General features: G+C 51.6%; 24 protein-coding genes and 2 pseudogenes. 12 read left to right on the top strand and 14 right to left on the bottom strand.

From position 1 onward, the window contains the following. From BM359_RS10275 to BM359_RS13050, 4 genes and pseudogenes are all read right to left on the bottom strand, one after another. A pseudogene (locus BM359_RS10275) lies at nt 1-171 on the bottom strand (IS66 family transposase); the annotation flags it as partial. Between the two features lie 86 nt (nt 172-257). Continuing rightward, nucleotides 258-2,909 (bottom strand): excinuclease ABC subunit UvrA, encoded by a 2,652-nt coding sequence (locus BM359_RS10270; protein ID WP_054490024.1) that lies wholly within the window; start codon nt 2,907-2,909, stop codon nt 258-260. 58 nt (nt 2,910-2,967) lie between these two features. Next, on the bottom strand, nt 2,968-4,302 hold the full coding sequence (locus tag BM359_RS10265; protein WP_054490244.1) for a DUF3422 family protein: 1,335 nt from the start codon (nt 4,300-4,302) through the stop codon (nt 2,968-2,970). Nucleotides 4,303-4,559: 257 nt separating this feature from the next. Further along, a pseudogene (locus BM359_RS13050) lies at nt 4,560-4,664 on the bottom strand (oxidoreductase); the annotation flags it as partial. Between the two features lie 482 nt (nt 4,665-5,146). Between BM359_RS13050 and BM359_RS10255 the strand changes: the two are divergent. Next, nucleotides 5,147-6,136 (top strand): zinc-dependent alcohol dehydrogenase family protein, encoded by a 990-nt coding sequence (locus BM359_RS10255; protein WP_054490026.1) that lies wholly within the window; start codon nt 5,147-5,149, stop codon nt 6,134-6,136. 346 nt (nt 6,137-6,482) lie between these two features. Here BM359_RS10255 and BM359_RS13210 read toward each other — a convergent pair whose 3' ends face one another. Continuing rightward, entirely contained in the window at nt 6,483-6,791 is a 309-nt protein-coding gene (locus BM359_RS13210) for a helix-turn-helix domain-containing protein (RefSeq protein ID WP_412458233.1), read from the bottom strand. A gap of 768 nt (nt 6,792-7,559) precedes the next feature. Here BM359_RS13210 and BM359_RS10240 point away from each other — a divergent pair. Then, entirely contained in the window at nt 7,560-7,862 is a 303-nt protein-coding gene (locus tag BM359_RS10240; protein WP_007182542.1) for a putative quinol monooxygenase, read from the top strand. Between the two features lie 301 nt (nt 7,863-8,163). Next, nucleotides 8,164-8,358, top strand: a complete 195-nt coding sequence (locus BM359_RS13205) for a hypothetical protein (protein ID WP_074930853.1) — start codon at nt 8,164-8,166, stop codon at nt 8,356-8,358. Between the two features lie 5 nt (nt 8,359-8,363). On the opposite strand, the gene BM359_RS10230 is transcribed toward BM359_RS13205, so the two are convergent. Beyond that, on the bottom strand, nt 8,364-8,939 hold the full coding sequence (locus BM359_RS10230; protein WP_054490031.1) for a helix-turn-helix domain-containing protein: 576 nt from the start codon (nt 8,937-8,939) through the stop codon (nt 8,364-8,366). 88 nt (nt 8,940-9,027) lie between these two features. Here BM359_RS10230 and BM359_RS10225 point away from each other — a divergent pair, with 88 nt between their 5' ends. Next, nucleotides 9,028-9,666 (top strand): LysE/ArgO family amino acid transporter, encoded by a 639-nt coding sequence (locus tag BM359_RS10225; RefSeq protein WP_054490033.1) that lies wholly within the window; start codon nt 9,028-9,030, stop codon nt 9,664-9,666. 5 nt (nt 9,667-9,671) lie between these two features. Here BM359_RS10225 and BM359_RS13185 read toward each other — a convergent pair whose 3' ends face one another. Beyond that, a complete protein-coding gene (locus tag BM359_RS13185) occupies nt 9,672-9,830 on the bottom strand; it encodes a hypothetical protein (RefSeq protein ID WP_327077530.1) in 159 nt (52 codons plus the stop codon). 187 nt (nt 9,831-10,017) lie between these two features. Here BM359_RS13185 and BM359_RS10215 point away from each other — a divergent pair, with 187 nt between their 5' ends. The 4 genes from BM359_RS10215 (at nt 10,018) to BM359_RS10200 (ending at nt 13,978) form a co-directional block, all read left to right on the top strand. Continuing rightward, on the top strand, nt 10,018-10,314 hold the full coding sequence (locus BM359_RS10215) for a hypothetical protein (RefSeq protein WP_054490035.1): 297 nt from the start codon (nt 10,018-10,020) through the stop codon (nt 10,312-10,314). Nucleotides 10,315-10,331: 17 nt separating this feature from the next. Next, nucleotides 10,332-10,751: a nuclear transport factor 2 family protein gene (locus tag BM359_RS10210; protein WP_054490037.1), complete on the top strand. Its 420-nt coding sequence runs from the start codon at nt 10,332-10,334 to the stop codon at nt 10,749-10,751. Between the two features lie 99 nt (nt 10,752-10,850). Further along, nucleotides 10,851-12,719, top strand: a complete 1,869-nt coding sequence (locus BM359_RS10205) for a DUF885 domain-containing protein (RefSeq protein ID WP_054490039.1) — start codon at nt 10,851-10,853, stop codon at nt 12,717-12,719. Nucleotides 12,720-12,895: 176 nt separating this feature from the next. Further along, the gene (locus BM359_RS10200) at nt 12,896-13,978 is read left to right on the top strand and encodes a GGDEF domain-containing protein (RefSeq protein ID WP_054490041.1); all 1,083 of its coding nucleotides are present in this window, start codon (nt 12,896-12,898) and stop codon (nt 13,976-13,978) included. Between the two features lie 5 nt (nt 13,979-13,983). On the opposite strand, the gene BM359_RS10195 is transcribed toward BM359_RS10200, so the two are convergent. Continuing rightward, nucleotides 13,984-14,589: a methyltransferase family protein gene (locus BM359_RS10195; protein WP_174507667.1), complete on the bottom strand. Its 606-nt coding sequence runs from the start codon at nt 14,587-14,589 to the stop codon at nt 13,984-13,986. A gap of 131 nt (nt 14,590-14,720) precedes the next feature. On the opposite strand from BM359_RS10195, the gene BM359_RS10190 reads away from it, so the two are divergent. Then, complete coding sequence (locus BM359_RS10190) at nt 14,721-15,191, top strand: hypothetical protein (RefSeq protein ID WP_054490043.1); 471 nt, start codon at nt 14,721-14,723, stop codon at nt 15,189-15,191. Between the two features lie 10 nt (nt 15,192-15,201). Here BM359_RS10190 and BM359_RS10185 read toward each other — a convergent pair whose 3' ends face one another. Both BM359_RS10185 and BM359_RS10180 read right to left on the bottom strand, forming a co-directional pair. Beyond that, nucleotides 15,202-15,480: a peptidylprolyl isomerase gene (locus tag BM359_RS10185; protein WP_054490045.1), complete on the bottom strand. Its 279-nt coding sequence runs from the start codon at nt 15,478-15,480 to the stop codon at nt 15,202-15,204. A gap of 25 nt (nt 15,481-15,505) precedes the next feature. Continuing rightward, nucleotides 15,506-15,940 (bottom strand): nuclear transport factor 2 family protein, encoded by a 435-nt coding sequence (locus tag BM359_RS10180; RefSeq protein ID WP_054490047.1) that lies wholly within the window; start codon nt 15,938-15,940, stop codon nt 15,506-15,508. Between the two features lie 86 nt (nt 15,941-16,026). Between BM359_RS10180 and BM359_RS10175 the strand changes: the two genes are divergently transcribed. Further along, the gene (locus BM359_RS10175) at nt 16,027-16,449 is read left to right on the top strand and encodes a secondary thiamine-phosphate synthase enzyme YjbQ (protein WP_054490249.1); all 423 of its coding nucleotides are present in this window, start codon (nt 16,027-16,029) and stop codon (nt 16,447-16,449) included. Between the two features lie 138 nt (nt 16,450-16,587). On the opposite strand, the gene BM359_RS10170 is transcribed toward BM359_RS10175, so the two are convergent. Further along, nucleotides 16,588-17,814 carry an MFS transporter gene (locus BM359_RS10170; protein ID WP_234972494.1) on the bottom strand — a complete coding sequence of 409 codons (1,227 nt, stop codon included), beginning with the start codon at nt 17,812-17,814 and terminating at the stop codon, nt 16,588-16,590. A gap of 43 nt (nt 17,815-17,857) precedes the next feature. Between BM359_RS10170 and BM359_RS10165 the strand changes: the two genes are divergently transcribed. Further along, complete coding sequence (locus tag BM359_RS10165) at nt 17,858-18,346, top strand: GNAT family N-acetyltransferase (RefSeq protein ID WP_234972493.1); 489 nt, start codon at nt 17,858-17,860, stop codon at nt 18,344-18,346. A 76-nt stretch (nt 18,347-18,422) separates the two neighbouring features. Further along, on the top strand, nt 18,423-19,313 hold the full coding sequence (locus BM359_RS10160) for an LOG family protein (RefSeq protein WP_054490051.1): 891 nt from the start codon (nt 18,423-18,425) through the stop codon (nt 19,311-19,313). 18 nt (nt 19,314-19,331) lie between these two features. Here BM359_RS10160 and pgsW read toward each other — a convergent pair whose 3' ends face one another. From pgsW to pgsB, 3 genes are read right to left on the bottom strand one after another with little or no spacing between them, the layout of a single operon-like run. Further along, entirely contained in the window at nt 19,332-20,483 is a 1,152-nt protein-coding gene (gene pgsW / locus BM359_RS10155; RefSeq protein ID WP_054490053.1) for a poly-gamma-glutamate system protein, read from the bottom strand. A gap of 14 nt (nt 20,484-20,497) precedes the next feature. After that, complete coding sequence (pgsC, locus tag BM359_RS10150; protein WP_054490055.1) at nt 20,498-21,073, bottom strand: poly-gamma-glutamate biosynthesis protein PgsC; 576 nt, start codon at nt 21,071-21,073, stop codon at nt 20,498-20,500. Continuing rightward, nucleotides 21,070-22,275 carry a poly-gamma-glutamate synthase PgsB gene (gene pgsB, locus BM359_RS10145; RefSeq protein ID WP_054490057.1) on the bottom strand — a complete coding sequence of 402 codons (1,206 nt, stop codon included), beginning with the start codon at nt 22,273-22,275 and terminating at the stop codon, nt 21,070-21,072. The genes pgsC and pgsB overlap by 4 nt, the downstream gene beginning before the upstream one ends. Nucleotides 22,276-22,365 lie beyond the last annotated feature (90 nt).

Here is a 22,365-nt window from a genome sequence, read left to right as displayed (position 1 = left end):
TCGGGCGTGATCCCAGCAGCCAATCCGGGTCAGTTTGTTCTCGCGACACACCTGCCCATAGCCGGAGTAGCCATCGGCTTGCAGGATACCCTGGAAGTCATCCAGCAGGCGCACGGGCACCTTGCCACCGCGAGAGGGGTCATAATCAAACAACACTGAGGGCTTGCCGGGTGCTCAACTAGCCAAGATAGTTGTCATCAACAGGTCATCCTAATTGTCGCAAGCACCCAAATGGCCTGAACATTTGGCGAACTAAGCTACTCGGCCCGCGCCAACTCCCGTGCAAGGAACGGAGCGGTTCGGCTGCCAGACTTTCGGGCCACCTGCTGAGGGGAACCCGCCACCACGATGCTGCCGCCGGCAGCGCCCGCGCCTGGCCCTACGTCGATCACCCAGTCGGCTTGGGCCACCGCACGCATGTCGTGCTCGATCATCACTACGGTATTACCGGCATCGACCAGGCGCTGCAACTGCACCAGCAGCCGGTCGGCATCCGACGCGTGCAGCCCGGTGGTCGGCTCGTCGAGCATGTACAGGCTTCGGCCGCGCTGGCTGCGCTGAAGCTCGGTCGCCAGCTTGATGCGCTGCGCCTCGCCACCGGAAAGCTCAGTGGCCGGTTGCCCCAGGCGCAGATAGCCCAGTCCGATGTCGCGCAGCAGTTGCAGGGGCCTTGCCACCGCGTCTTCACCCGCGAAGAATTCGCTGGCCTCGTCCACGGTCATCTGCAGCACCTCGGCGATGTTGCGCCCGTTCCACTGCACCTTCAGCGTGGCCTCGTTGTAGCGCGCGCCATGGCAGGCCGGGCACGGCGCGTACACGCTGGGCATGAACAGCAGTTCCACGCTAACGAAACCCTGGCCCTCGCAAGTCTCGCAGCGCCCCTTGGCGACGTTGAACGAGAACCGTCCGGCATCATAGCGGCGGCGTCGGGCATCGGGCGTGGCGGCGAACAGCTTGCGCACATGGTCGAATAGACCCGTGTAGGTAGCCAGGTTCGACCGCGGCGTGCGCCCGATCGGCTTCTGGTCTACCTGCACCAGGCGCTGTATGGCGTCCACGTCGCCCGCCAGATGGCCGCCGGTCGCTTCGACCACTGCCGGCCCTTCGCTGGTGGCGCTTTCGGCGGCATCGTCTTCAGGCTCGTGGCCCAGGTGCAGCAGCACCAATTCCGGCAGGGCCTGCGCGATGAGGCTGGATTTGCCGGAGCCAGAGATGCCGGTAACGGCTGTCAGCACGCCCAGCGGAATGCGCGCATCCACGCCATGCAGGTTATGGCGGTGGATGCCCTGCAGCTCCAACCAGCCGGTTGCTTCGCGTGCTCGGCTTCCGGGTGCGGGAATTTCGTCGAACAGGTAACGTGCAGTACGCGATTCGGCAATCTTGCGCAGCCCATCCGGCTCGCCGCTGTAGAGCACGCGGCCGCCACGCTCCCCGGCATCCGGCCCGACATCCACGAGCCATTGCGCGCGGCGCATCAGGTCCAGGTCGTGCTCCACCACAAACACCGAGTTGCCCGCGTCGCGCAGCCGGTCGAGTGCATCGTACAGGGCCTGGCTGTCGGAGGGATGCAGGCCCGCCGAGGGTTCGTCGAGTACGTACACGACGCCGAACAGCAGGGAACTTAATTGCGTGGCCAACCGCAAGCGTTGCAACTCGCCGGCCGAAAGCGTCGGCGTGGCCCGGTCCAGCGTCAGGTAGCCCAGGCCTAGCTCGCGCAGTTGGTGCAGGCGCGCCATCACGCCTCCAGCCAGGCGCTGCGCGGCGAGGCGCTTTTCTTCCGACAGCGCGGAGGTATGGCGCACGTCGGACGATACCGCATGGACCGCATGGCCGGTGGCAGCGCGTTCGGCACGCTCGCGCCGGGTCGATTCCTTGTCTGTAGCCGCACCCGCTGCATGGGCGCGGAAATCGCCCTGTGCGATGGGTTCGAGCAATGCCGCCAAGTGGTCCAGCGGTATCTGCATAAACGCGCCGATGTCCACCCCAGCGAAGGTAACCGACAGCGCTTCGGGCTTGAGCCTCTTGCCGTGGCAGGTAGGGCACGGTTTGCCCTCCATGAACCGGGATACGCGCTTTCTCATCAGCGCGCTCTGGGTATTGGCAAAGGTGTGCAACACATACCGCCGGGCGCCGGTGAAGGTGCCCATGTAGCTCGGCTCCATCTTGCGTTTGAGCGCGGTGCGGGTTTCGGCAGGCGTGAAACCGGCGTACACCGGCACCGTTGGTGTTTCCTCGGTGAACAGAATCCAGTCGCGATCCTTTTTTGGCAGGTCCTTCCACGGCCGGTCAACGTCGTAGCCCATGCTGACCAGGATGTCGCGCAGGTTCTGGCCCTGCCAGGCGGGTGGCCAGGAAGCAATCGCCCGCTCACGGATGCTCAGGGAGGGGTCGGGCACCATGTTCGCCTCGGTCACCTCGTACACATGACCCAAGCCGTGGCAGGTCGGGCACGCCCCCTGCGGCGTGTTCGGCGAAAAATCCTCGGCGTAGAGCATCGGCTGGTTGGCGGGATAGGCGCCGGCGCGCGAATACATCATCCGCACCAGGCTGGACAGGGTGGTCACACTGCCCACGGAGGAACGCGCATTGCTGGCCCCCCGCTGCTGCTGCAGCGCCACCGCTGGTGGCAGGCCGTCGATCGCATCTACGTCCGGCACGCCCGCCTGGTCGATCAGGCGCCGTGCATAGGGGGCCACCGACTCAAAGTAGCGTCGCTGCGCCTCGGCATAGATGGTGCCGAAGGCCAGCGAGGACTTCCCGGAGCCGGAGACACCCGAGAACACCACCAGCGCATTCCGCGGGATAGAGACGTCCACCTCTTTGAGGTTGTTCTCACGCGCGCCACGCACCTGCACGAGGCCGCTGGCCGCAGCGGTACAAAAGGATTCACCGAAAGAATTGCTTGGCATGTTGTTCTCCTCTGTTCAAACGGACGGCGCAGCTATCGCGCGCCAGGACGGCAGCTCGTCAGGAAGATTTCTCTTCCGCCGCCGTGTCGCTGTGGGCGTGTCTTATCCTGCGGACGATCCACCAGATCGTCAGCATCACCGCAGGTACCAGAACCGCCATCACCTGCGCCACGCTGTCGTGAACGAGCGGAATGCCCTTGAGCAGGTAGCCGAGAAGACTCACGACGTAATAAGAAATTGCCGCGACCGACAGGCCTTCGACGGTTTGCTGAAGGCGCAATTGCAACTTGGCCCGGTTGTTCATCGAAGCCAGCAGATCGCGGTTCTGGCGTTCAAGTTCGACGTCGATCCACGAACGCAGCAACGCGATGGCTCGGGTCAGTTTGTCGGAGAGCTTGGCCTGGCGCTCCTTTACAGATTGGCACTCCCGCATGGCTGGAGCGATGCGACGCTGCAGGAAATCCGCCCAGGTGCTGTATCCGGATACGGCCACTTCTGAAAGCGCAGCCAGCCTTTCCTCGACGATCTCGTAGTAGGCACGGCTGGCGCCGAAGCGATAGAGATTTGCCGCGACGCCAGCTTCCAGTTCGGCGGCCAGACCTGTCAATTCGGAAAGCAGCACGTCGCTATCGCGGCGTTCTACCAAATTCGTACACATCTCGTCAGTGATCGCAGCAAGGCGCGACTCCATGTGTCGCAGCTCCGACGTCATCGATCGCGTCAACGGCAGAGACAGCAACGCCAAGGTACGGTACGTCTCGATCTCCAATAGACGTTGAGCCAGCGCACCTGCCCGCGCCGGGGTCAAATCACGAGCAAGGATGAGGATCTGCGTCAGGCCATCCTCATCCTGTCGGAAGTCGGTCAAGATGGCGGCAGAGCCGTTCTCTACCAACGAGTAGCACAGGCTGGCAGGATCGAAGCGATCAGCCTCCTTCTCCGTTTCTGGTATCCACGGAAGAAGTCTCAAGCGGATGCCGGATATGACCGGGCCCGGAGGAACAAATCCATGTTTGAAGGGATTTTCTCCGCAAGGCTCTCCCGTCTTGGAATCCAGCGAAGCGCACCAGAGATATGTAGAGAACTCGGTGTACTTTTCACAGTGAAGGTCTCCCTCATCCCATGTCATGCCGTGTAGCGGCGTAGCGTGGTCGGGCTCGGCAACACCGAAGCGATGAGACAACTCGCTCATCGCCATCTGATCCCTGGTCTGGTCACCTTCGGTCATGAAAGCGAGCTGCAATATACCGCGGGGGGCCTCAAGCAACAGATGCGGGCGCGCATGCACTTCACCCACGGCTGCAGCACGATCGGCGTAAGCCGGCATGCCGTACACGGTGGCGGTTGGGGTGGGTTGTACGGTCGTCGTATTGATATTGGCCGGCTCTTTCATAACGATTTCATTTCTCATTGGTTGAAAAGCACGCTTCAAAACAAATGCCCGCAGCCATGTGTTTCGCACATGGCTACGGGCCGATCTTCATGAGCAGGCACCGCGTTACACAGTTCGTCAAATAGGCCCGCCGTATAATAGAGGCTTGTGCTTACCCTGTCAAAACGCCCTCATTTACAGCGAATCAGTTACTTTACTCACCGCTTTTCACTCCAGATAAGCGGGGCCTGACGCCGAAGAGACAGACCCTCAACTCATTAGAATTCCTGCACGGTTGGGCGCAGAACGATCTCGTTAATATCCACGTCAGCAGGCTGCTCAATTGCGAAGGCGATAGCTCGAGCGACCGATTCGGCGGGAATTGCATAGTCCTACCTGACAGGACAATAGGATTCCAGTCCAAGCCTGCCCATCACTGCGAAGGGCAGGAGGTCGACCCAGAAACGGTAGGCGTGTGCGTTAGTATCATCCAAGAGCGCACGGGCCTCTCGCAGTCAACGACATCGCTTTATCTCGCCGCTCTACAGCGCGCGCAATTGGTGACATCGCAGCGGATCGGCCCCTGGACCTACTACAAACGCCACGATGAGAATATCGACGCCTTCTTAAAGGCGCTGCAAGAAAGAATCTAGGTATGCAGGCCCAAGAAGTCATGGTGCATTCTTCAGCCCTCATCAGGAGGATGCGCCATGGCTACAGGCCTTCATACTTTGACAGCCGCCAAGTAATACGCCATCGTAGGCCATTATTTAGCGCCAACCAATGACTAAATTTTTGTTACCTTTCGAGTGCCCGGATACCTTCCGGATGTACGTCGAGGCCCATTGATAAACGAGGTATCTATATGGCACGCATTGTCAGAATTCATGAATACGGTGACGCCAGCGTTCTGAAGCTGGAAGATCTGGAAGTATCGGCACCAGCAGCAAACGAGGTGCAGATTAGTGTTAAAGCTCTTGGCTTGAACCGAGCCGAAGTGATGTTCCGCAATCACGCATACCTACAAGAAGCGGAGTTCCCCAGCCGCTTAGGCTACGAGGCCGCAGGCATCGTAACGGCAGTTGGGAGCGACGTAACCGAGATCACTATTGGTGACTCGGTCGCTCTGATCCCACCTTTGGATATTGCTCGCTGGGGCACCTACGGCGAGTTGGCCAATGTACCAGCCCATCTGGTGGTAAAGAGCCCTGAGAACTTGTCCTTTGAAGAGGCTGCGGCGTCTTGGATGCAGTACGTCACCGCCTGGGGAGCATTGATTGAACAGGCGAAGCTACGGCAGGGCGATTTTGTCATCGTTACCGCCGCGTCAAGCAGTGTTGGCTTGGCCGCCTTCCAAATAGCTCGAATGGTCGGCGCCACATCGATTGCGATCACTCGAACTCACGCGAAGAAGCAAGCCCTGCTTGATGCAGGCGCTGCGCATGTCATCGTCAGCGATGAAGAGGATATCGTCGAGCGTGTTATGACGATAACTGCCGGTCAAGGCGCTCGCGTTGTATTTGATCCTGTAGGCGGGCCGTCCTTCGAACCTCTCACGCAGAGCATGGCGCGGGGCGGAATTTTGCTGGTGTACGGCGCACTCAGCTCTGAACCGACACCATTTCCACTGTTTACCGTGCTGGGCAAAAGCCTGACTTTGAAGGGTTATCTCTACGCAGAGATTGTGGCCGACCCTGAAGCCCTGGAGAGAGCGAAGGCTTTTATTCTGCAAGGGTTGAAGTCCGGCGCGTTGCGCCCGATCATCGCAAAGACATTCGCACTTAGCGACATCCAGGATGCCCATCGTTTCCTTGAAGCCAATCAGCAGATCGGCAAGATCGTGGTAACTGTCTGACCAGCAATTATGGGGCTGAGAGCGTAATCCTTCGGCCCCGACTCAAGCCAGCCCTGATGACCGCTATTGGCCGACTCTGTTGAAAAAGTAGCTGCTCCCCCATGCTGTCGGCAGAATTGCTCTGTCAGCTAGCGCGGGGACGGTGAGCCGCCGCATCGTCAGGGCACTGCGTTGCTCAATCATTGATTTGCTCAACTACGGCATTGCCAGCAAAACTTTGTCCAGGGTCAAACTGGAGCTTGCGCGCCGTGGCGGGCAGTAGTTTTGTCAGTTTGTCCAAATGCGCCGTTTGGCCTGCGTCAGTTTCGCGGCGGTCTCCAGCCGTACATATACCAAACGCCTCTGGTCATCCGCCGCGTCGCAACTCCCTGACACCCCGGCCCAGCTTGCGGCGCAGCAGGGCCCGCAGGGTCGCCCCATCCGAATACCCGACCTGTGTGGCGACCTGGTCGACGCTGGCGTTTCCGGTGCGCAAGAGATGGACGGCATGCTCCACGCGCAGGTCCTGGAAATACGACAGTGGTGTCTTGCCCAAAACGCTTTGCAGCCGCCGCGCCAAGGTGCGCTCGCTTGTGCCCGCGGCGCTGGCCGCCTCCGCCAGCGAGAACCCCTGCGCGAGCCGACGTCTGGCCCAGCTCTCGAAGCGCTCCACCATTGGGTCGGCATGCGCAAGGTGGTCGGGAATCACGAACTCGGCTTGCGAACTGCGTGCCTCGACCAGCAGATAGCGTGCCACCAGGGCCGCCAGCGCCGGACTGCGCCCCCGGATGATGTGCAAGGCCAAGTCAACGTGGGCCAAAGCGGCACCCGCGGTAGTGAAGCGTGTCGAGTTCACGATCATGCGTGACTCGTCCAACGTGACGTTCGGATAGCGCTGCCGAAACATCGGCCCCAGCCACCATGACGTCGTCGCACGATGCCCATCAAGCAGGCCACTCTCTGCAAGTAAGAAACTACCGGAGCAGGCGGCACCAAGGTGCGCGCCAGCGGTGGACCACAGCTGTAGCGCGGCGACCGCATCGGGCACGTCGGGGCGTGTGAGCCGAGCCGAGAGCGTGTCAGGCATCTTGTCACCAAACGCGGGCACGAGCACGACGTCTGGTTCCGGCACACCACGCGCAGTGACCACGGGGACCGTCAAGCCCTGCGCCGTTAGGATGCGACGCCGCACGCCCACCAGCGTGAGCTCTATGTGCGCGGGAGCCTGTGGCAGCGAGCTCGACATCGCATTGGCCAAGCCCACTGTGTCAGTGAGCGCCGCAAGCCCCAGATCAAACACGCGATCACAAACAAGGATATGAAGTTTCATGGCAATAATGATATCAAAGTTGTCATTTTTGTCTATATAAATGGTTGTCATGAAGACTTAGACTGCAGGCTCGTCGGTGCTTTCACCTAAACCATTTACCCAAAGGATTACAATATGACCAAGCTCGCCCTGTTTGTTCGCCTCGAAGCCAAACCCGGCCAGGAGGCTGCGCTTGCCGACTTCCTGGCCAGCGCACTGCCGCTCGCCAACGCCGAATCCGGCACCACTGCCTGGTTTGCATTGAAGTTTGGCCCTTCGACGTTCGGTGTGTTCGATGCCTTTGCCGATGAGGCAGGTCGCCAGGCACATCTGAACGGCCAGATCGCCGCGGCCTTGATGGCCAACGCCGCGACCTTGCTCAGTTCTCCGCCCAATATCGAGAAGGTCGAACTGCTTGCAGCCAAACTGCCTGCATGACAACCCGGCCTTGACTCAATCAGGTCACGCTGCGTAGGGCCACACGGCCCTACGCAGCCCCCCTCGATTGCCGGGGGGATGTTCGGCGACAATTAGGATGACCAGTTGACGACAATTCTCTTGGCCGGTTGGGTGTCTCAATAGGTACCTTGTTTTCTGTTCGGAGTTCAAGGTGCCAAGAATATTAGACGCGCATACATGTAAAAGCGAAGCTCACCTGAGATTACGGTAAGGCGCATTCCTTAAGTACTCTTAGCTATCTAAGCCCAGAGAGGAGGACAAGCGCAAGGACGACGCGGAATTGAAGTCGGAGCTGTTGAACGTGCTTTGTCGCTATCTCCGCCCGGAGTTTGGGGCGCGCGAACTTCGTCGCCAGATCCGATCCCTGATCGAGACGCGCCTTGCGAGTGCCGTGTTGCGGGGCGACATAGAGGAAGGTGATAGCCTGCGCTTCGTCTACGATGTTCACTTTCCCCTGACGCCACTGTTGTTATGAAACGCCTACCGAGACTTTTCATAAACCGTCATTGTGAAGTGAACGGGTTCGGTAGTGCTGTTTAGGTAGGTGTGTTCGACATCCATTTCGGCGGTCATTGAGTCACCTGCGGATAACGTATAAGTTTCTTCATTCACCAAAACGTCTAAACAACCCTCCTCAACGTGAATGAGTTCAATGGTTCCTTTGGAGTGCGCCTCCGATACAAATTGTTCTTTGGGAAACATGGACCACCGCCATAATTCAATCATGATAGCGCCCTTTGAACCGGCAAGCAGTCGAGCAGACCCTCCATGATCACCATTCCAGAGTGTCGGAATATCCTGGGGCTGTCGAATCGTTACTTTTGGGTCGTCTGACACAGCTACGATATCTGCGACAGAAACAGCGAGTGCATTGGCTAATTTGCATAGAATTCCGATGCTTGGGTTTGCACGCCCTTTCTCTATTTGCACTAGCATTCCCTTGCTGATTTCGGCATTTTTAGCCAGCTCATCAAGAGACATTCCGTATTGCTTACGAAAGGTGTAAACGCGTTTTGCGATAGCTTCATTAATCGCTGTTTTATCTTTATCGGTCATTATATTGACTATTTGTTTCTTTATATTAAACTGGCGATGATTTCCATTATCGTTGACTTAAACGATTAGAACAACGCAGGAAGTGATAATGTTTGAGTTTGTCAGTGTATTCGTTATGGGTGCCGTGATTTCTGGTGGGCTGATTATTGCAATTGGTAGCCAGAATGCCTTTCTGTTGAAAACCGGCTTAACCAATAACCATCCATTTGCAGCGGCGACCGTTTGCTTTGTTGGCGATATCCTACTTATTGGGGCGGGCGTGTTCGGCGTTGGCGCACTTTTTTCGATTGAAAGCATCTGGGGGCAAGTGTTGAGCTTAGCGGGCGCCATTTTCTTAATTTGGTATGGCAGTAATGCGCTAAAGGCCGCAATAAAAGGTGAAAGTCGATTATCGGTAGACGAGAATGAAAGCAAAAGAACATCGCTTAAAAGCGCATTATTGATGGCTTTTGCGATGACATTTTTAAACCCACATGTTTATATCGACACCGTTGTTCTGGTCGGCGGCGTTACTGCCGGGCTTGAGCAAGCCTATAGACCGTGGTTCGTGGCCGGCGCTTTATGTGCCTCCGCAACGTGGTTTTACACATTGGTATTTGTTGCAAAAAAGCTCGCTAACAAACTGAATAAACCAAAAACGTGGCGTATTATCAATGCATTAATCAGTGCGGTAATGTATCTGATCGCTGGCCGTTTGTTAGTCGATGTGATTCCGTATTGGTTTTAGAAAAACTACCCTCGAGACACAAGAAGAGCGCATAAAGGCTCGTTAATATAATAGTTAGCACGACCAATGCGTTGTTTTTTCAGAAAGCCGTGCTCAACAAGTTGCTCCAGGTATTTTGTCGCTGTAATTCGCGTAACGCTAAGTTCATCAACGACAAACTCGATTTTAGTGTGATAGTGAAGCTGACATATAAGTTTTAGCCTTTTCTGTGCATTAACACCGATATATATAAATAATCGTAAATATTATATATGAAGAGATGTTTATGTATAGAAAATAGATTTTTTTATACATAAGACGCGTTAGCACTAGCAATTAACTGTCGATACACTCAGGAAAAAAAGTTTGCTTATGCGAAAAAATGACAAAAAAATCGAACGAGAAATCATCCGCGAGCTGACCCGTGTGTGTGAAGAGGCCAAATTTGAGCATCAAGGCTTTATTTGGCTGACGCACGACGTGGATTACCAGCGCTTTCCGCAGAGTTTAAAGGTAACTCTGGTATTCAATGAGCAAGTCGATGAAGCGGTTATGCTGTCGGAATTTGGTCAATTAATTGCAAACGTTCAGGCTGCGCTGGAACCCATCATTGGTGGTATGCTGCCAGCGAAACAAATTGAAGCTCGCCGTGAGCATACCCTGCAATAATGGGTTAAGGACTGATCATGCGTTACCTACGTTACTGCTTTATATTTTTCTGCTTTGTTTTATCGGTGCCTAGTTTTGCAGAATCGAACCGATTCGAACAAGTTGAGCAGTTTGTCGCTGCGTTTAATGACCACAATGCTGAGCGAATGGCGCAATATGTGACTGAAGATGTGCAGTGGCTATCGGTAAATGGTGACAAGATCACGGTTGAAACCCGTGGTAAAGAAAGCTTGGTTAAGGCGATGAGCGGTTACTTTAAGTCTTGTCCATCGTGCCAAAGCCGATTAGAAGACTTTACTGTGCTAGGCAGTCGCATCAGCGTTGTGGAAGAGGCCAGCTGGCGCCGGAACGGCGAGCTCCGTTCGCAGAAAAGCCTGGCCGTTTATGAGTTTTCCAATAACTTAATTCACCGCGTTTATTATTTCCCTGCTGAATAGGCCGGTTGACCTTAGCAACAGACCTTACCACCGCGCACGAATTGACATCCTGCGCTGCAACCGTTATCAAGTTAAGCACAACAACAGGAGAACACACACATGTTTGAATATAAGAAAATTGCGCTGGCGGTATCGTTGGTGCTAATGACAACTGCGTGCTCAGATGCGGCAAAAGACAGCACAACAAATAAAGCTGCAGAAACGCAAACGGCGAGCGCTGAAAACACCAACCAAAAGTCAGAGCAAACCGAGTCAGAAAAGGCCAATCAGCTGTTTGAAGACATTTTCATGGAAAATGTCATGCGCAGCCCAATGTATCAGTCTTATCTGGGTATTAAAGACGACCAGGATAAGTGGGATGACATTTCTGACGAGCAAGCCAAAGAAGACTTGGCGTTAACCAAAAAACATTTAGAGCAAGTTAAAGCCATTGACGAATCAAAGCTTAATGAGCAAACCAAAATTAGCTGGATGCTCATGAAGCAGAGTCTGGAAAACGACATAGCTGACTTTAAGTGGCGCCATCACAACTACCCGGTTAACCAAATGTTTGGTATGCACTCGCAAGTTGCTTCATTGCTGATCAACCAACACGGTATTAGCAGTGTTGATGACGCTGAAGATTATATTTCGCGTCTAAATGGCTTGCCGGAATTGTTTGAACAGTTAGCGGAAAACCTGGAGTTGAGAGCTGAAAAAGGCATTATCGCTCCTAAGTTTGTTTACCCATACGTTATTAGTGACAGCAAAAACATTATTACCGGCGCACCGTTTGACGATGGCGAAGCCAGTGCACTGTGGGGCGACTTCACCGGCAAACTGGATAAGTTGGAAATCGACGAAAGCCAGCGTGAACAGCTGCTCGCAGACGCTAAAAAAGCGATGTTAGAGTCAGTGAAACCAGCTTACGAAAACTTAATTACTGCGGTAGAGGGTATTGCCGAACAGGCCACGACGAAAGACGGTGCCTGGAAGTTCCCGGACGGTGAAGCGTTCTACAATAATGCCTTGAAACGTACTACTACGACTGATTTAACGGCAGAAGAAATCCATGAGATCGGCCTAAGTGAAATGGAGCGTATTCATGAAGAAATGCGCGCCATTATGGAAGAAGTTGGTTTTGAAGGCTCGCTGCAAGAGTTCTTTGTCCACATGCGCAACAGTGACGAGTTTATCTATCCGAACACGGAAGAAGGTCGTCAGCGTTATCTGGATGAAGCAACGGCGTACATCGATAACATGCGTGAACGCTTGGATGAGTTGTTCATTAATAAGCCAAAAGCGGGTCTTATCGTGAAGGCGGTTGAACCGTTCCGCGAAAAGTCTGCGGGTAAGGCGTTTTACCAACAACCTTCAATGGACGGCTCACGTCCAGGCACTTACTATGCCAACCTGTACGATATGGAGGCTATGCCAACGTATCAAATGGAAGCGCTGGCTTACCACGAAGGTATTCCTGGTCACCATATGCAAATTGCTATTCAACAAGAGCTGGAAGGTATTCCTAAGTTCCGCCGCTTCGGTCGCTACACCGCCTACAGCGAGGGTTGGGGACTGTATACCGAAAAGCTGCCGAAAGAAATTGGCTTATATAAAGACCCATATTCTGACTTTGGCCGCTTAGCAATGGAATTATGGCGTGCGGTTCGTTTGGTCGTGGATACCGGTATTCACGACAAGAAGTGGACGCGCGAAGAGGGTATCGATTTCTATGTGACCAATACCCCAAATGCCAAGTCTGATGCAGTGAAGATGGTCGAGCGTCATATTGTTATGCCAGGTCAGGCAACGGCTTACAAAATTGGTATGAACAAAATTCTGGAGCTGCGTGAAAAAGCGAAGTCAGAACTTGGCGACAAGTTCGATATTCGCGAGTTCCATGACGTAGTGCTTGGCAGTGGCCCAGTACCACTTAACATACTTGAGCAATTTGTTAACGACTACATTAGTGAAACGAAAAGCTCGTAGAAGTAGACTTTAAAACGGCAATAGCCGTGTCTTATTCAGCGCACCACCCTTACCAAGGTGGTGCGTTTTTATATCAACTACTCACTGAGTGTCAGGGCTTAAGTAACCCGTGATCATATAAGTTCCAATCACTGTGAAACCGCGCTAGCATAAGAAAAAAGCAGCAAAAGCGACTTATGAAATATTGGCGTAAATACCATCCGACCATTGGTGCTGATGATCCCAGATATCACCAGGTATCACTGATTTATAGTGTTTTGCTGATTATGCTGATTTATTTCGGCTTAATTGGCTTGCTGAATATTACGCTTTTTGATGCTGCCGATATTGCCATATACGACTTTTCCGGCTTTGTTTTAGCCGCTGCTATCTACTTTTACGTTAGCCGTGGTGGTAATTTCAAAGTGGCTGGGTGGATAGTGACTCTAACCTTGGTTTTCGTCCTGTTAGCTTTTATTCATTTGGCTGAAGGACGAAATTATTCGTTGCTGTGGGTTACGATTTTACCGCCGATTGCCTATTTCTTACTGGGGCCAACCGCCGGTACATGGGTGACGGGACTGGTATTCGCTTATTGCGGCTGGTTTTTGTATAAATTGTTGGGTCTTGGTGTTCCGGGAAATTTAAGTTTAGGTGCTCTTTTTAATTTTGTGGAAGTTGCAACCGCACAGGTTTTTCTGTTTCGTTATTATGAACGCTCACGGCGTGAGGCTTATGAGCAACTGCAAAAGACCTCAACAACAGATCCTTTAACGGGCATTTTTAACCGCCTGCACATAGATAATAGCTTAAAGAGCTTATTGGCCTCCTCGAAGCGAGACTTAAAACCTACATCGATATTGTTGCTGGATGTCGATCATTTCAAACGCATTAATGATGAATATGGCCACATTGCGGGTGATAAAGTATTGGTGGCGATTGGCAATGTAATGAAAGAGACAACCCGGGAGGGTGATTTAGTCGGTCGCTGGGGTGGTGAAGAGTTCTTGATTATTTGTCCTGATACTGATGGCGATAAGGCAGCAAATATTGCGAACCGGATTGTAGAAAGACTCAATAAGCAGCCGCTATTGGATGACATTAATGCGACCGTCAGTATTGGCATTGCAACAGCTTCGGGCCGCGATAAAAAGGATACTGTTGAGACTCTTCTGCAAACTGCTGATAAAAACCTTTACAAGGCAAAAGCAGACGGGAGGAATACGGTGGTTGCCAGCTACGATGATATTGCCTTAACTTCAGCCCACAGCACAACTTAACGAACTTAAAACCAGCGCGGCACCTGGTTCTTGTATTGCCGGTATTCCTCACCGTAGAGTTCACTCAGTGCTTGTTCTTCTTTTACCGCTTGCAGGCGTATCATTGCGACGCCCATTGCCAGACAGATGAGTGTAAACAGGCTGGGCAGCGTCAAAAATAACCCAATTTGTCCCAACATAATGGCTAAAAACATAGGGTTTCGGGAGCGTGAAAAAGGCCCTTTTGTCAGCAAGGCCCGGTTTCTATCGGAATCTATACCTGAGCGCCAGTCTTGTCTCATGTAAGCATGGTTGTAGCTCACGAGCCCCAGAGACACCAGCATAATGACCATACCAGTGGAAAGAACCCAGGGGTTATAAAGTGAGGCGAAAATGCCCAGCCAGGGGTCTATAGGGACGAAAACGCGGGCAATACAAACAATTAAAATGGCTCCACGAAAAAGGTTAAAGACCTGCCTTATCCACCAGGTAGCACTGCCTTTTTCTCCATACTGAATGTGACTTTGTGCGGTGCGCTTTGAAAGCCCAATGGCGGTGCTTGCGTAATGAACCGCAATAAAGAGAAAGTACAGTGCTAAAAAATGACGGCTAATCAGGTCAATATCAGGCAAAAAACGCTCCGTTCAGTTGGTATGCTTAATCTCTTCTATTTTACGGTTCCTTAAAGATATTGAAAGAGTTGAGTGAAATCGCCACTTCTGTGCTATTCATTAAGTAAGCGATTAAAACTGAGAGTAGTGTTATGCAACATACATTTTATTCTGGGCTGGCTCTAAGCGGCATGCTGTTATTGGCAGGCTGTGCATCACCTTCTTCCTCAGTACTTATTGGCGAAGCTCGCCCTGAAATTCCGGTAGAGCAGGTGAAGGTGTACTTACAAAAGCCGGAAAGCTACGAAGAAATTGCGTTGATAGAAGCGACCAGCGACTCGTCCTGGAGCTTTGGCGAACAGGCTAAAGTAGAGGCGGTTTTGCAACGCTTGAAAAAAGAGGCGGCTAAGGTAGGCGCAAATGGGGTTTTACTTGAAAAAACGGGTGATAAAGAAGGTAATTCCGTTTATGTGGGAACCGGTGCCGGAGGCTACTCAGGGAACGTTGGGTTTGGTGTCAGTGTGGGCAAAGCGTTTGGACTGACCGATAAAACCGGAGAAGGCATCGCTATTTATGTCGAGACCGGTAAAGAGGACGCCGACCCGGTTGAGGAGCAAGAATAAAAACGGTTTGCTAGCTGCGGGACAATGTCTTAATTAAGTGCCAGCCGAACTGAGTCTTGACCGGCCCGTGCACTTCAAGAGTGGGCTTGCCGAACACGACTTTGTCAAAAGCAGAAACCATTTGGCCTCGATTAAACTCGCCTAAATCGCCGCCTTTTTTGCCGGAGGGGCAAAGTGAGTGCTTACGTGCTAACTCTGCAAACTTAGCGCCCTGCGCAAGTTGCTCTTTTAGCTTTTCGGCTTCGTCTTTGGTTTCGACCAAAATATGTAATGCGTGTGCTCGTGCCATTCTTTACCTCCGGTGGCTATTGGCTTTATTCAGGGACTTCAGTTGCGTTCCAGTTGACGGCCTGCCAGCGTCCGTCACGCTCAATTAAAACACCGGTATTGTAATAGTATTTTGTCACTTTTCCTTCTTCTTCGGCGGTTAGTGTGAAATTAAATACCACGGTATCGCCAAACTGTTTTACTTCAATGTCTTCGGCCTCGTACCAAACTTCTACTTTTTCAGGGTCTTTAGCTTTGGCGTCTTTCATGCCGGACATAAGGTGCTCTTTACCAAAGCGGTTCCCGCTGGAGCTGGTATAAGTGAGTTCTTCTGCCCAGAACCGGTCATGAGCTTTTGGAGAATTAATGCTGGCACCGTACAGAAATGCTTTTACGGCTTTTGTGGTGGCTTCTTCGACACTTTCTTGGGCTAAACTTGTTATGCTGAATAAAAGGGTAAAAACGATCAGTAAGTATCGCATTAGTATCATTCCTTTAAGTTATGACGTTGTTTTCGATATGCTCTAAGCATATGGCAAGCTTTCAGGTACAGCAAACAGGTTTACAAATGCTTATCAAACAAACGGAACTTCAGTTACGGGCCCGGTCGCGAGGTTTTCACCTTATTACCAGCGAGGTTGAGCAGGCCTTATCGCAGCTTGGGCAGGTTCAGGTGGGTTTATTGCATGCGTTTATTAGACACACCTCTGCGTCGTTGACCATTAATGAAAACGCTGACCCAACGGTTAGGCAGGACTTTGAAAGCCATTTTAATGAAATGGTACCGGAAAATGCCCCTTATTATCGCCATACGTCTGAGGGGCCTGACGATATGCCTGCACATTTAAAATCGAGCATTCTTGGCAGCAGTCTGAGCGTTCCTGTGACAAATGGCCGTTTAAACCTTGGAACCTGGCAGGGTATTTATCTTTGTGAGCATCGGGACCATGGCGGCGCACGAACCCTTGTTCTGACGCTTCATGGGGAGTAGGAGGTTGGTGGGTACTAACTTTACCCGAAGCGTCCAAGAACAAAAATAAATGCCAGAGCGGCAACAACGCAAACGATAGCAATGACGCCGTACTTATAAATACGCTGGTCTTTAATTTTAGTGGCCATAATGCCTTCTCTATGCTGATAGCTTGCGCATTGCCCATAAACCAATGATTGGTCCGGGCAGCAGAAGCCAAGTAACCCATTCGTTATGTATAGACCACAAATTACTGGTTAGCCATATGGCCGGTAGTGTTAATGAAAAACCAATAGCATTCATTATGGCCAGTGCAGAACCAACATTTTCTTTGGGTGCAAAATGAGCGGCCAGCGCTGAAAATTGCGGAGAGTCAGCAATAACCGTAAGACCCCAAAACAGCAATAAAGCGAAAAGTATCCAGGCGGGAAGTTGTGTCATTAAAGGGTACAGCAAACAAATGCTGCCGGAGCTGAATAATGCCAGTCTGGCAACGGTTAGCCCCGGGAGCCGTTTGGTCAGTAAACCACCGCCAATACAGCCCAGGCTGCCAATAGCAATAATGAAAAAGGCCAGCCAGGGTACTGCGCTTAAAGGAAGGTTAAGAGCGGTTAGAGGTTGCAACACTAGCAACGGTGTTAACATCCAGAACGCGTATAACTCCCAGCAGTGACCAAAGTAACCGACAGCAACGGCTCTGAATTTGGGGCGTGTTAATGCGCGCAAGCCAGAGCGCAACGTATGAGCTGACGCGGTAGCCGGCAGATGAGGACCACTGCCAAGCCATCCTACTAAGAGGCCGCCAAGCAATGCCAGTAGCGAAGATACCAGCAGCGGGATCTGCCAGGAAAAGTCCAGGGTTATTCCGCGCATGAGGTGCGGCAAAGCCGTACCCAGAGTCAGCATGGCTAGTAGCCAGGCAAGTGCGCTGCCTGCATAGCGGGGCACCCAGGATATCACCAGTTTCATTCCCATTGGATAAATTCCGGCTAAACAAAGCCCGGTTAAAAAACGCAGCAACCAGGCGATGCTGGCAATATCAACGGTTAGGATAAACAGTGCATTAACAACTGCACCAACCATGCTTGAGAACAGGAAAATCTGGCTGGCCCGGTAGCGATCCGCCAGCCCGGTTAGTGCCAGTGTGAGAGTGCCGATAATAAAACCCAGCTGCACGGCCAGAGTTAGAGCGCCTAAGTCTGACTCAGTGAGTTGCTGTTCTGCCGACAAGGGAAGCCAGACACCGTTAATGCTGAACCACAAGGACGTGCCCAGTAATTGAGAGAGAATAATTAAGGGCAAGGCAAGTTTCTGGTGCAGTTTGGTATTGCTTAGCATGGCGCCGTTAGTTGCATCTTTTAGGAGGTTATTTTTTATAGGACTCACATTACCTTAGTTAACGAACTAACGCGACGTTAGGTTTTCTTCTGTGCTAATTTACGTTGGAAACCCATTGTTAAAACAAAGAGCGATGTTAAAGAAAGCTGAATTAAACGAATTAAAAGTGGCGTTGACCTGGCCTGAGAATGCTGCAGAGTTCCGGCTGTGGTTTGGCGATAAAGTTCGGTATGGCAGCCCTGCGGACGCTATCTGGCAACAAATTAAAGGCAATGAACGCGGCACTTTTGCGTTTTATCAGAATGAAGAGCTGATTGGTTTTGCTCAGGCTTATGAAAAAGTCGAGAACGGTATTCACATAGCCTGCCTTATTGTTAACCCGAAAGTGAGAGGCAAAGGGGTGGGCAGGCTGTTTGTAAAAGCGTTAATGGGAAATGCCTGGGCGCAGGAGCAAGTCAGGTTTATTACATTGAATGTATACCCTGAAAATACGCCGGCACGGTCACTTTATAAAGACCTGGGGTTTCATGAGGTAGGTGAGAACAATGGTATGGTTTCTATGCAATTGGAAAGAGACTAATTAAAAAGGCTTTGTTCAGTATTTAAGATAAACTAGCCGTTATTGGTTACCATTAACCCATGCATACGGACTTCCCATGAAAGAAAATGAGTTGCATCGACGTCGTTTAATTTCGGCGAAACAGTCTGAAGAATCTATTGCCAAAATAGAAGGGCAAGGCTCGTATAAGCTGGCATTTGCCGACCATGAATTTTTACTGCAGGACGACTTGCGCGCGGTGCGCTTGCAGCTGGAGTATCTAAAGCCTCAGTTAACGCTGGAAAAGCATCAGGTAGACGCAACCATTGTCGTTTTTGGCAGCGCCCGGTTTTTATCCCCTGAGCAGGCGCAGCACGATGTCCGTATGGCCGAACACGCATTAGCAGAAGAGCCAGGTAATGACAGCTTAAAAGGTAACTTAAAGCGCGCCCAGCGGGCATTAAAAAATAGTGGTTATTATCAGCAGGCAATGGATTTTTCGCGTATTGCGACTGAACATAACCTTAAGCACGATGAAGAAAACCTGATGATTGTCAGTGGCGGTGGCCCCGGCATCATGGAAGCTGCGAACCGAGGTGCGATGGAAGCCGGAGGAGAAAGTATTGGTCTGAATATTGTACTGCCTCACGAGCAACGCCCAAACCCCTATATAACGCCTGAATACTGCTTCCAGTTTCACTATTTTGCCATTCGAAAAATGCACTTTCTGCAACGAGCCCGTGCGTTAGTTGCTTTTCCTGGTGGCTTCGGAACGCTCGACGAGTTATTCGAAACCTTAACTTTGGTACAAACTAAAAAATCAGAACCTGTACCTATCGTTTTGGTGGGCTCCGAATTTTGGCGCCGTGCAGTCGATTTCGATTTGCTGGTAGAAGAAGGCACTATTGCAGAATACGACTTAGACTTGTTCCAGATTGTGGATAGTGCGGAAGAAGCATGGCAAGCAATATGTCACTGTTATGACTTAAAGAATGGGAGCAAAGGTTAATTTGCTCCCGCTTCAGAATTAAACCATTGGTTTTGTGCTTTTACCGCTTTCGCCAGTTCTGCGCCACAAGCTGGTAATGCGTGCAGAGCGAACAATAAGCCAGGTCATGGCAAATAACCCTACTCCTAACCCCAGCGCTAACCAGCGGTTATAAATAGTGGCTGAATAGACCCCGCCATTACCAACAGGAACAACCTCCAGTGGCATTAGCGGCAGGCCGTGTCGCTCAGCCATGGTTTTAATACCAATGAAGTGAATGCCGGGAATGTCTTCCTGCAGGAAGTAACCCATGACAGTATCGACTGCGAAAGCCCGTGATGGCGCATCTTTTTGCAGGCCCGACTTAAACATATCATCAATACCCGGAGGGCCAACAATGGTTGCGCCGCCACCGACGTTGAGAAAGGCCTTGTACTGACGGTCTGCTGAGTGTTCACGGAATATGGCAATACGGTCAGCAACTGCTTCCTGATAGTTGGCCGGCTCAATGAGGTTAATGCCTGAATTCTCTATACTATTACGTATTGAGTTTATTCCTTCTTCAGGAATGCCAATGCCACGGTCTTCAATTCCGCCGATAGACGCATAAACAGGCTTTAAAGAGAGCACACCGGCTTCTCTAAGCTCGCGCTCCATATCAAGCCACAAGAAGTTAGGAACGTTGGCACCCCATTGCGACGATGATGCGGATGCAATGATAACCGCTTCGGCTCCGATAGCTTCAATGGCTGAATAAACAGCGAGGTTTAATGCGGGGAAGGAACCCGATACGGTGACTGCAACTAAATCCCCTTCTTTCACACCGGCATCGGCCATTAATTTAACTGCAACGGCAGCCCAGTTAGGGTTAACTGTTGTTTGTTTCGATTCACGGCCACCATGGTTGGTTGTTACAATGCTGTTTTCTAAACCAACGAATCCTGAGCGTTGGGGATCAAATTCAGGGTTAATCGGTGCTAATTGAGCGCGCAGCGGTTTCAGTACCTGCATGCCTTCACGCATTATCTTCGATGCGTTAACCATAGTAGCGTAGTTGTCGTCAACAATAGGATCACGCTGCTTCACGTTTTCCGCCGCCACCATCACAATAACGGATAATACGATAAGAAAAATTAATCCCCAGGTTGGTACGCCCGAAGAACGCCAATAAATCTTTGTAAAACTACTCATGATTCGTCCTCCTGTTACCAGCCGGGCATCTGAAATGCTTGGCTTGCTTCGTACATTTGTAGTGATTCCGGCATAATCACAATCAGTGCTAGCCTGACCAGCACAGCTGTTACTGCCAGCCCGCACAGGGTTTGAAGTACGCCCTGTCGGTCAAACCAAATGGCGATAAGTCCGGGAATAATGTAGCCGATAATGCTGCTTTCCATAATGGACATCATAAAGCTGGACTCAAGTGTTGCGATTTGAGCCTGAGCGTTATCTCCCCCGGCAATCATTTGTAAATCGACCCAGTTAACCAGGTTCCCAAGAAATAAGTCCATTAACCCGGCAATCAAATAGCCGGTAAGAATCATGATAATGGTTTGGCGGCGGCCGTAAATAATGGCGAAGCTGGCAATAATTCGGACAATCAAATAAGTGATAAGCGCGGCAATAAGCGTAATGGCCAAGCTTAAAGGATCGGTCAATTGCAGTGCGACATACCCAGGTACAACCAAACCGCCTGCGGCAAGGCCTAAAGTTTGAGTGAGTAATAAGGTAAAAAATAAGCCGACCCCAATGGCAACGGCCAGAATGTTTAATGCAATCATAGATCTTCCTCCTTGATTGCCCGGTTCTGGAAGAAGCGAGCGACTTCTTCGCCACCGCCGTGAATATTGCACATGCCAACAACTAATGCGCTGCTGCCGGACTCTTCTAAAATTGTTTCGGTTATTTCGGTCATATGGGCATTTTCCATGACTAATAATTTTTCTGGGTCGAGGCCATATTTCACCGCATTACGGACGAAAATAAAGGTGCCTGAACCCATCAGTAGGTATTTATCCGCTTCGCTCCACTTAACCGCATCTTCCGCCATTTGCTGAGAGCGGTGTGGGCGGTCCGCCCGGCAATTAATTAACACGATTTTTCGACGTTCGTTGCCATGCTTTTCCAGCATGTTTTCCCAAATGCGACCAGTAGACTCTGGATCGTTGGCTGCAAAAGCGTTGACGAAAACAATTTCCCGCTTGAAGTAATTAACGTGAAGAACCTGCATGGCACCGGCTTCCGGCTCCAGGGCAACCATTCCGTCTAAGGCTTTCTCCCTGTCGACGCCCAGGTGTTCGCAGACATTAAGTGCCAACGCAACGTTCTCCGCATGTTCGGCATAGCGAAAACGTTTCATGGTTTCCTCAGTAATAGCGTTAACTTCGTCTTCTGTTACACCATGCAGCTCGCTCTTTCGGTCTTGGCAGGAGTGCTTGAAGATGTCGAGTAAGTCTCGCTCAGCGGTGAATAAATCCCCTTTCACCGGGGTGCTACCGGCAAGGGCGAGTCCTACATCGTTTTCTCCCGGCCCCATCACATCTAAATGATCGGCTCGGGCATTGGTAATAACGCCTACTGTTGAACGTACCATTCGCAGTTCGCTTAAGGACTGGTACTGTGGTTGCAGCGCCATACATTCCATAACCACAATTTCGGGCTTTAATGCGGCCATTCTTTTCAGGGTGCGCATTTGTTCGATAATATTTGCGCCGCTAATGCGGTAAATAGGGAATTCTCGCCCCTCGGGGTCAGTAATGGCCGCGGCTGAACCTGTTGTTTTTGCGCAAATACGTTTTCCGCCGCTACGCAGCCCTGCAGCAATTAAACGGGTAACGCTGGTTTTACCGCGAGTACCGTTCACATGAACCCGAACGGGAATTTTACGCACAAGCGCCCAGTGACGCACAGCCTCAAAAACGCCGGCAATGACGAGAACAACCCATAGTGCAGCTACAATGGCGAGCATGCTGGGTATTTCCACGGGAACCCTCCTGAAGGAAATCGTTTAAAAAACGTGACTATAATTACAGATATTCTACTAATGATGCTATTGTTTTTAGGGATCTTTACA

The sequence above is a fragment of the Idiomarina abyssalis genome (assembly GCF_900116625.1).
GTDB lineage: Bacteria > Pseudomonadota > Gammaproteobacteria > Enterobacterales > Alteromonadaceae > Idiomarina > Idiomarina abyssalis.
Note: the sequence above shows the minus strand (reverse complement) of the source record. Positions and strands in the feature narration are given on the sequence as shown.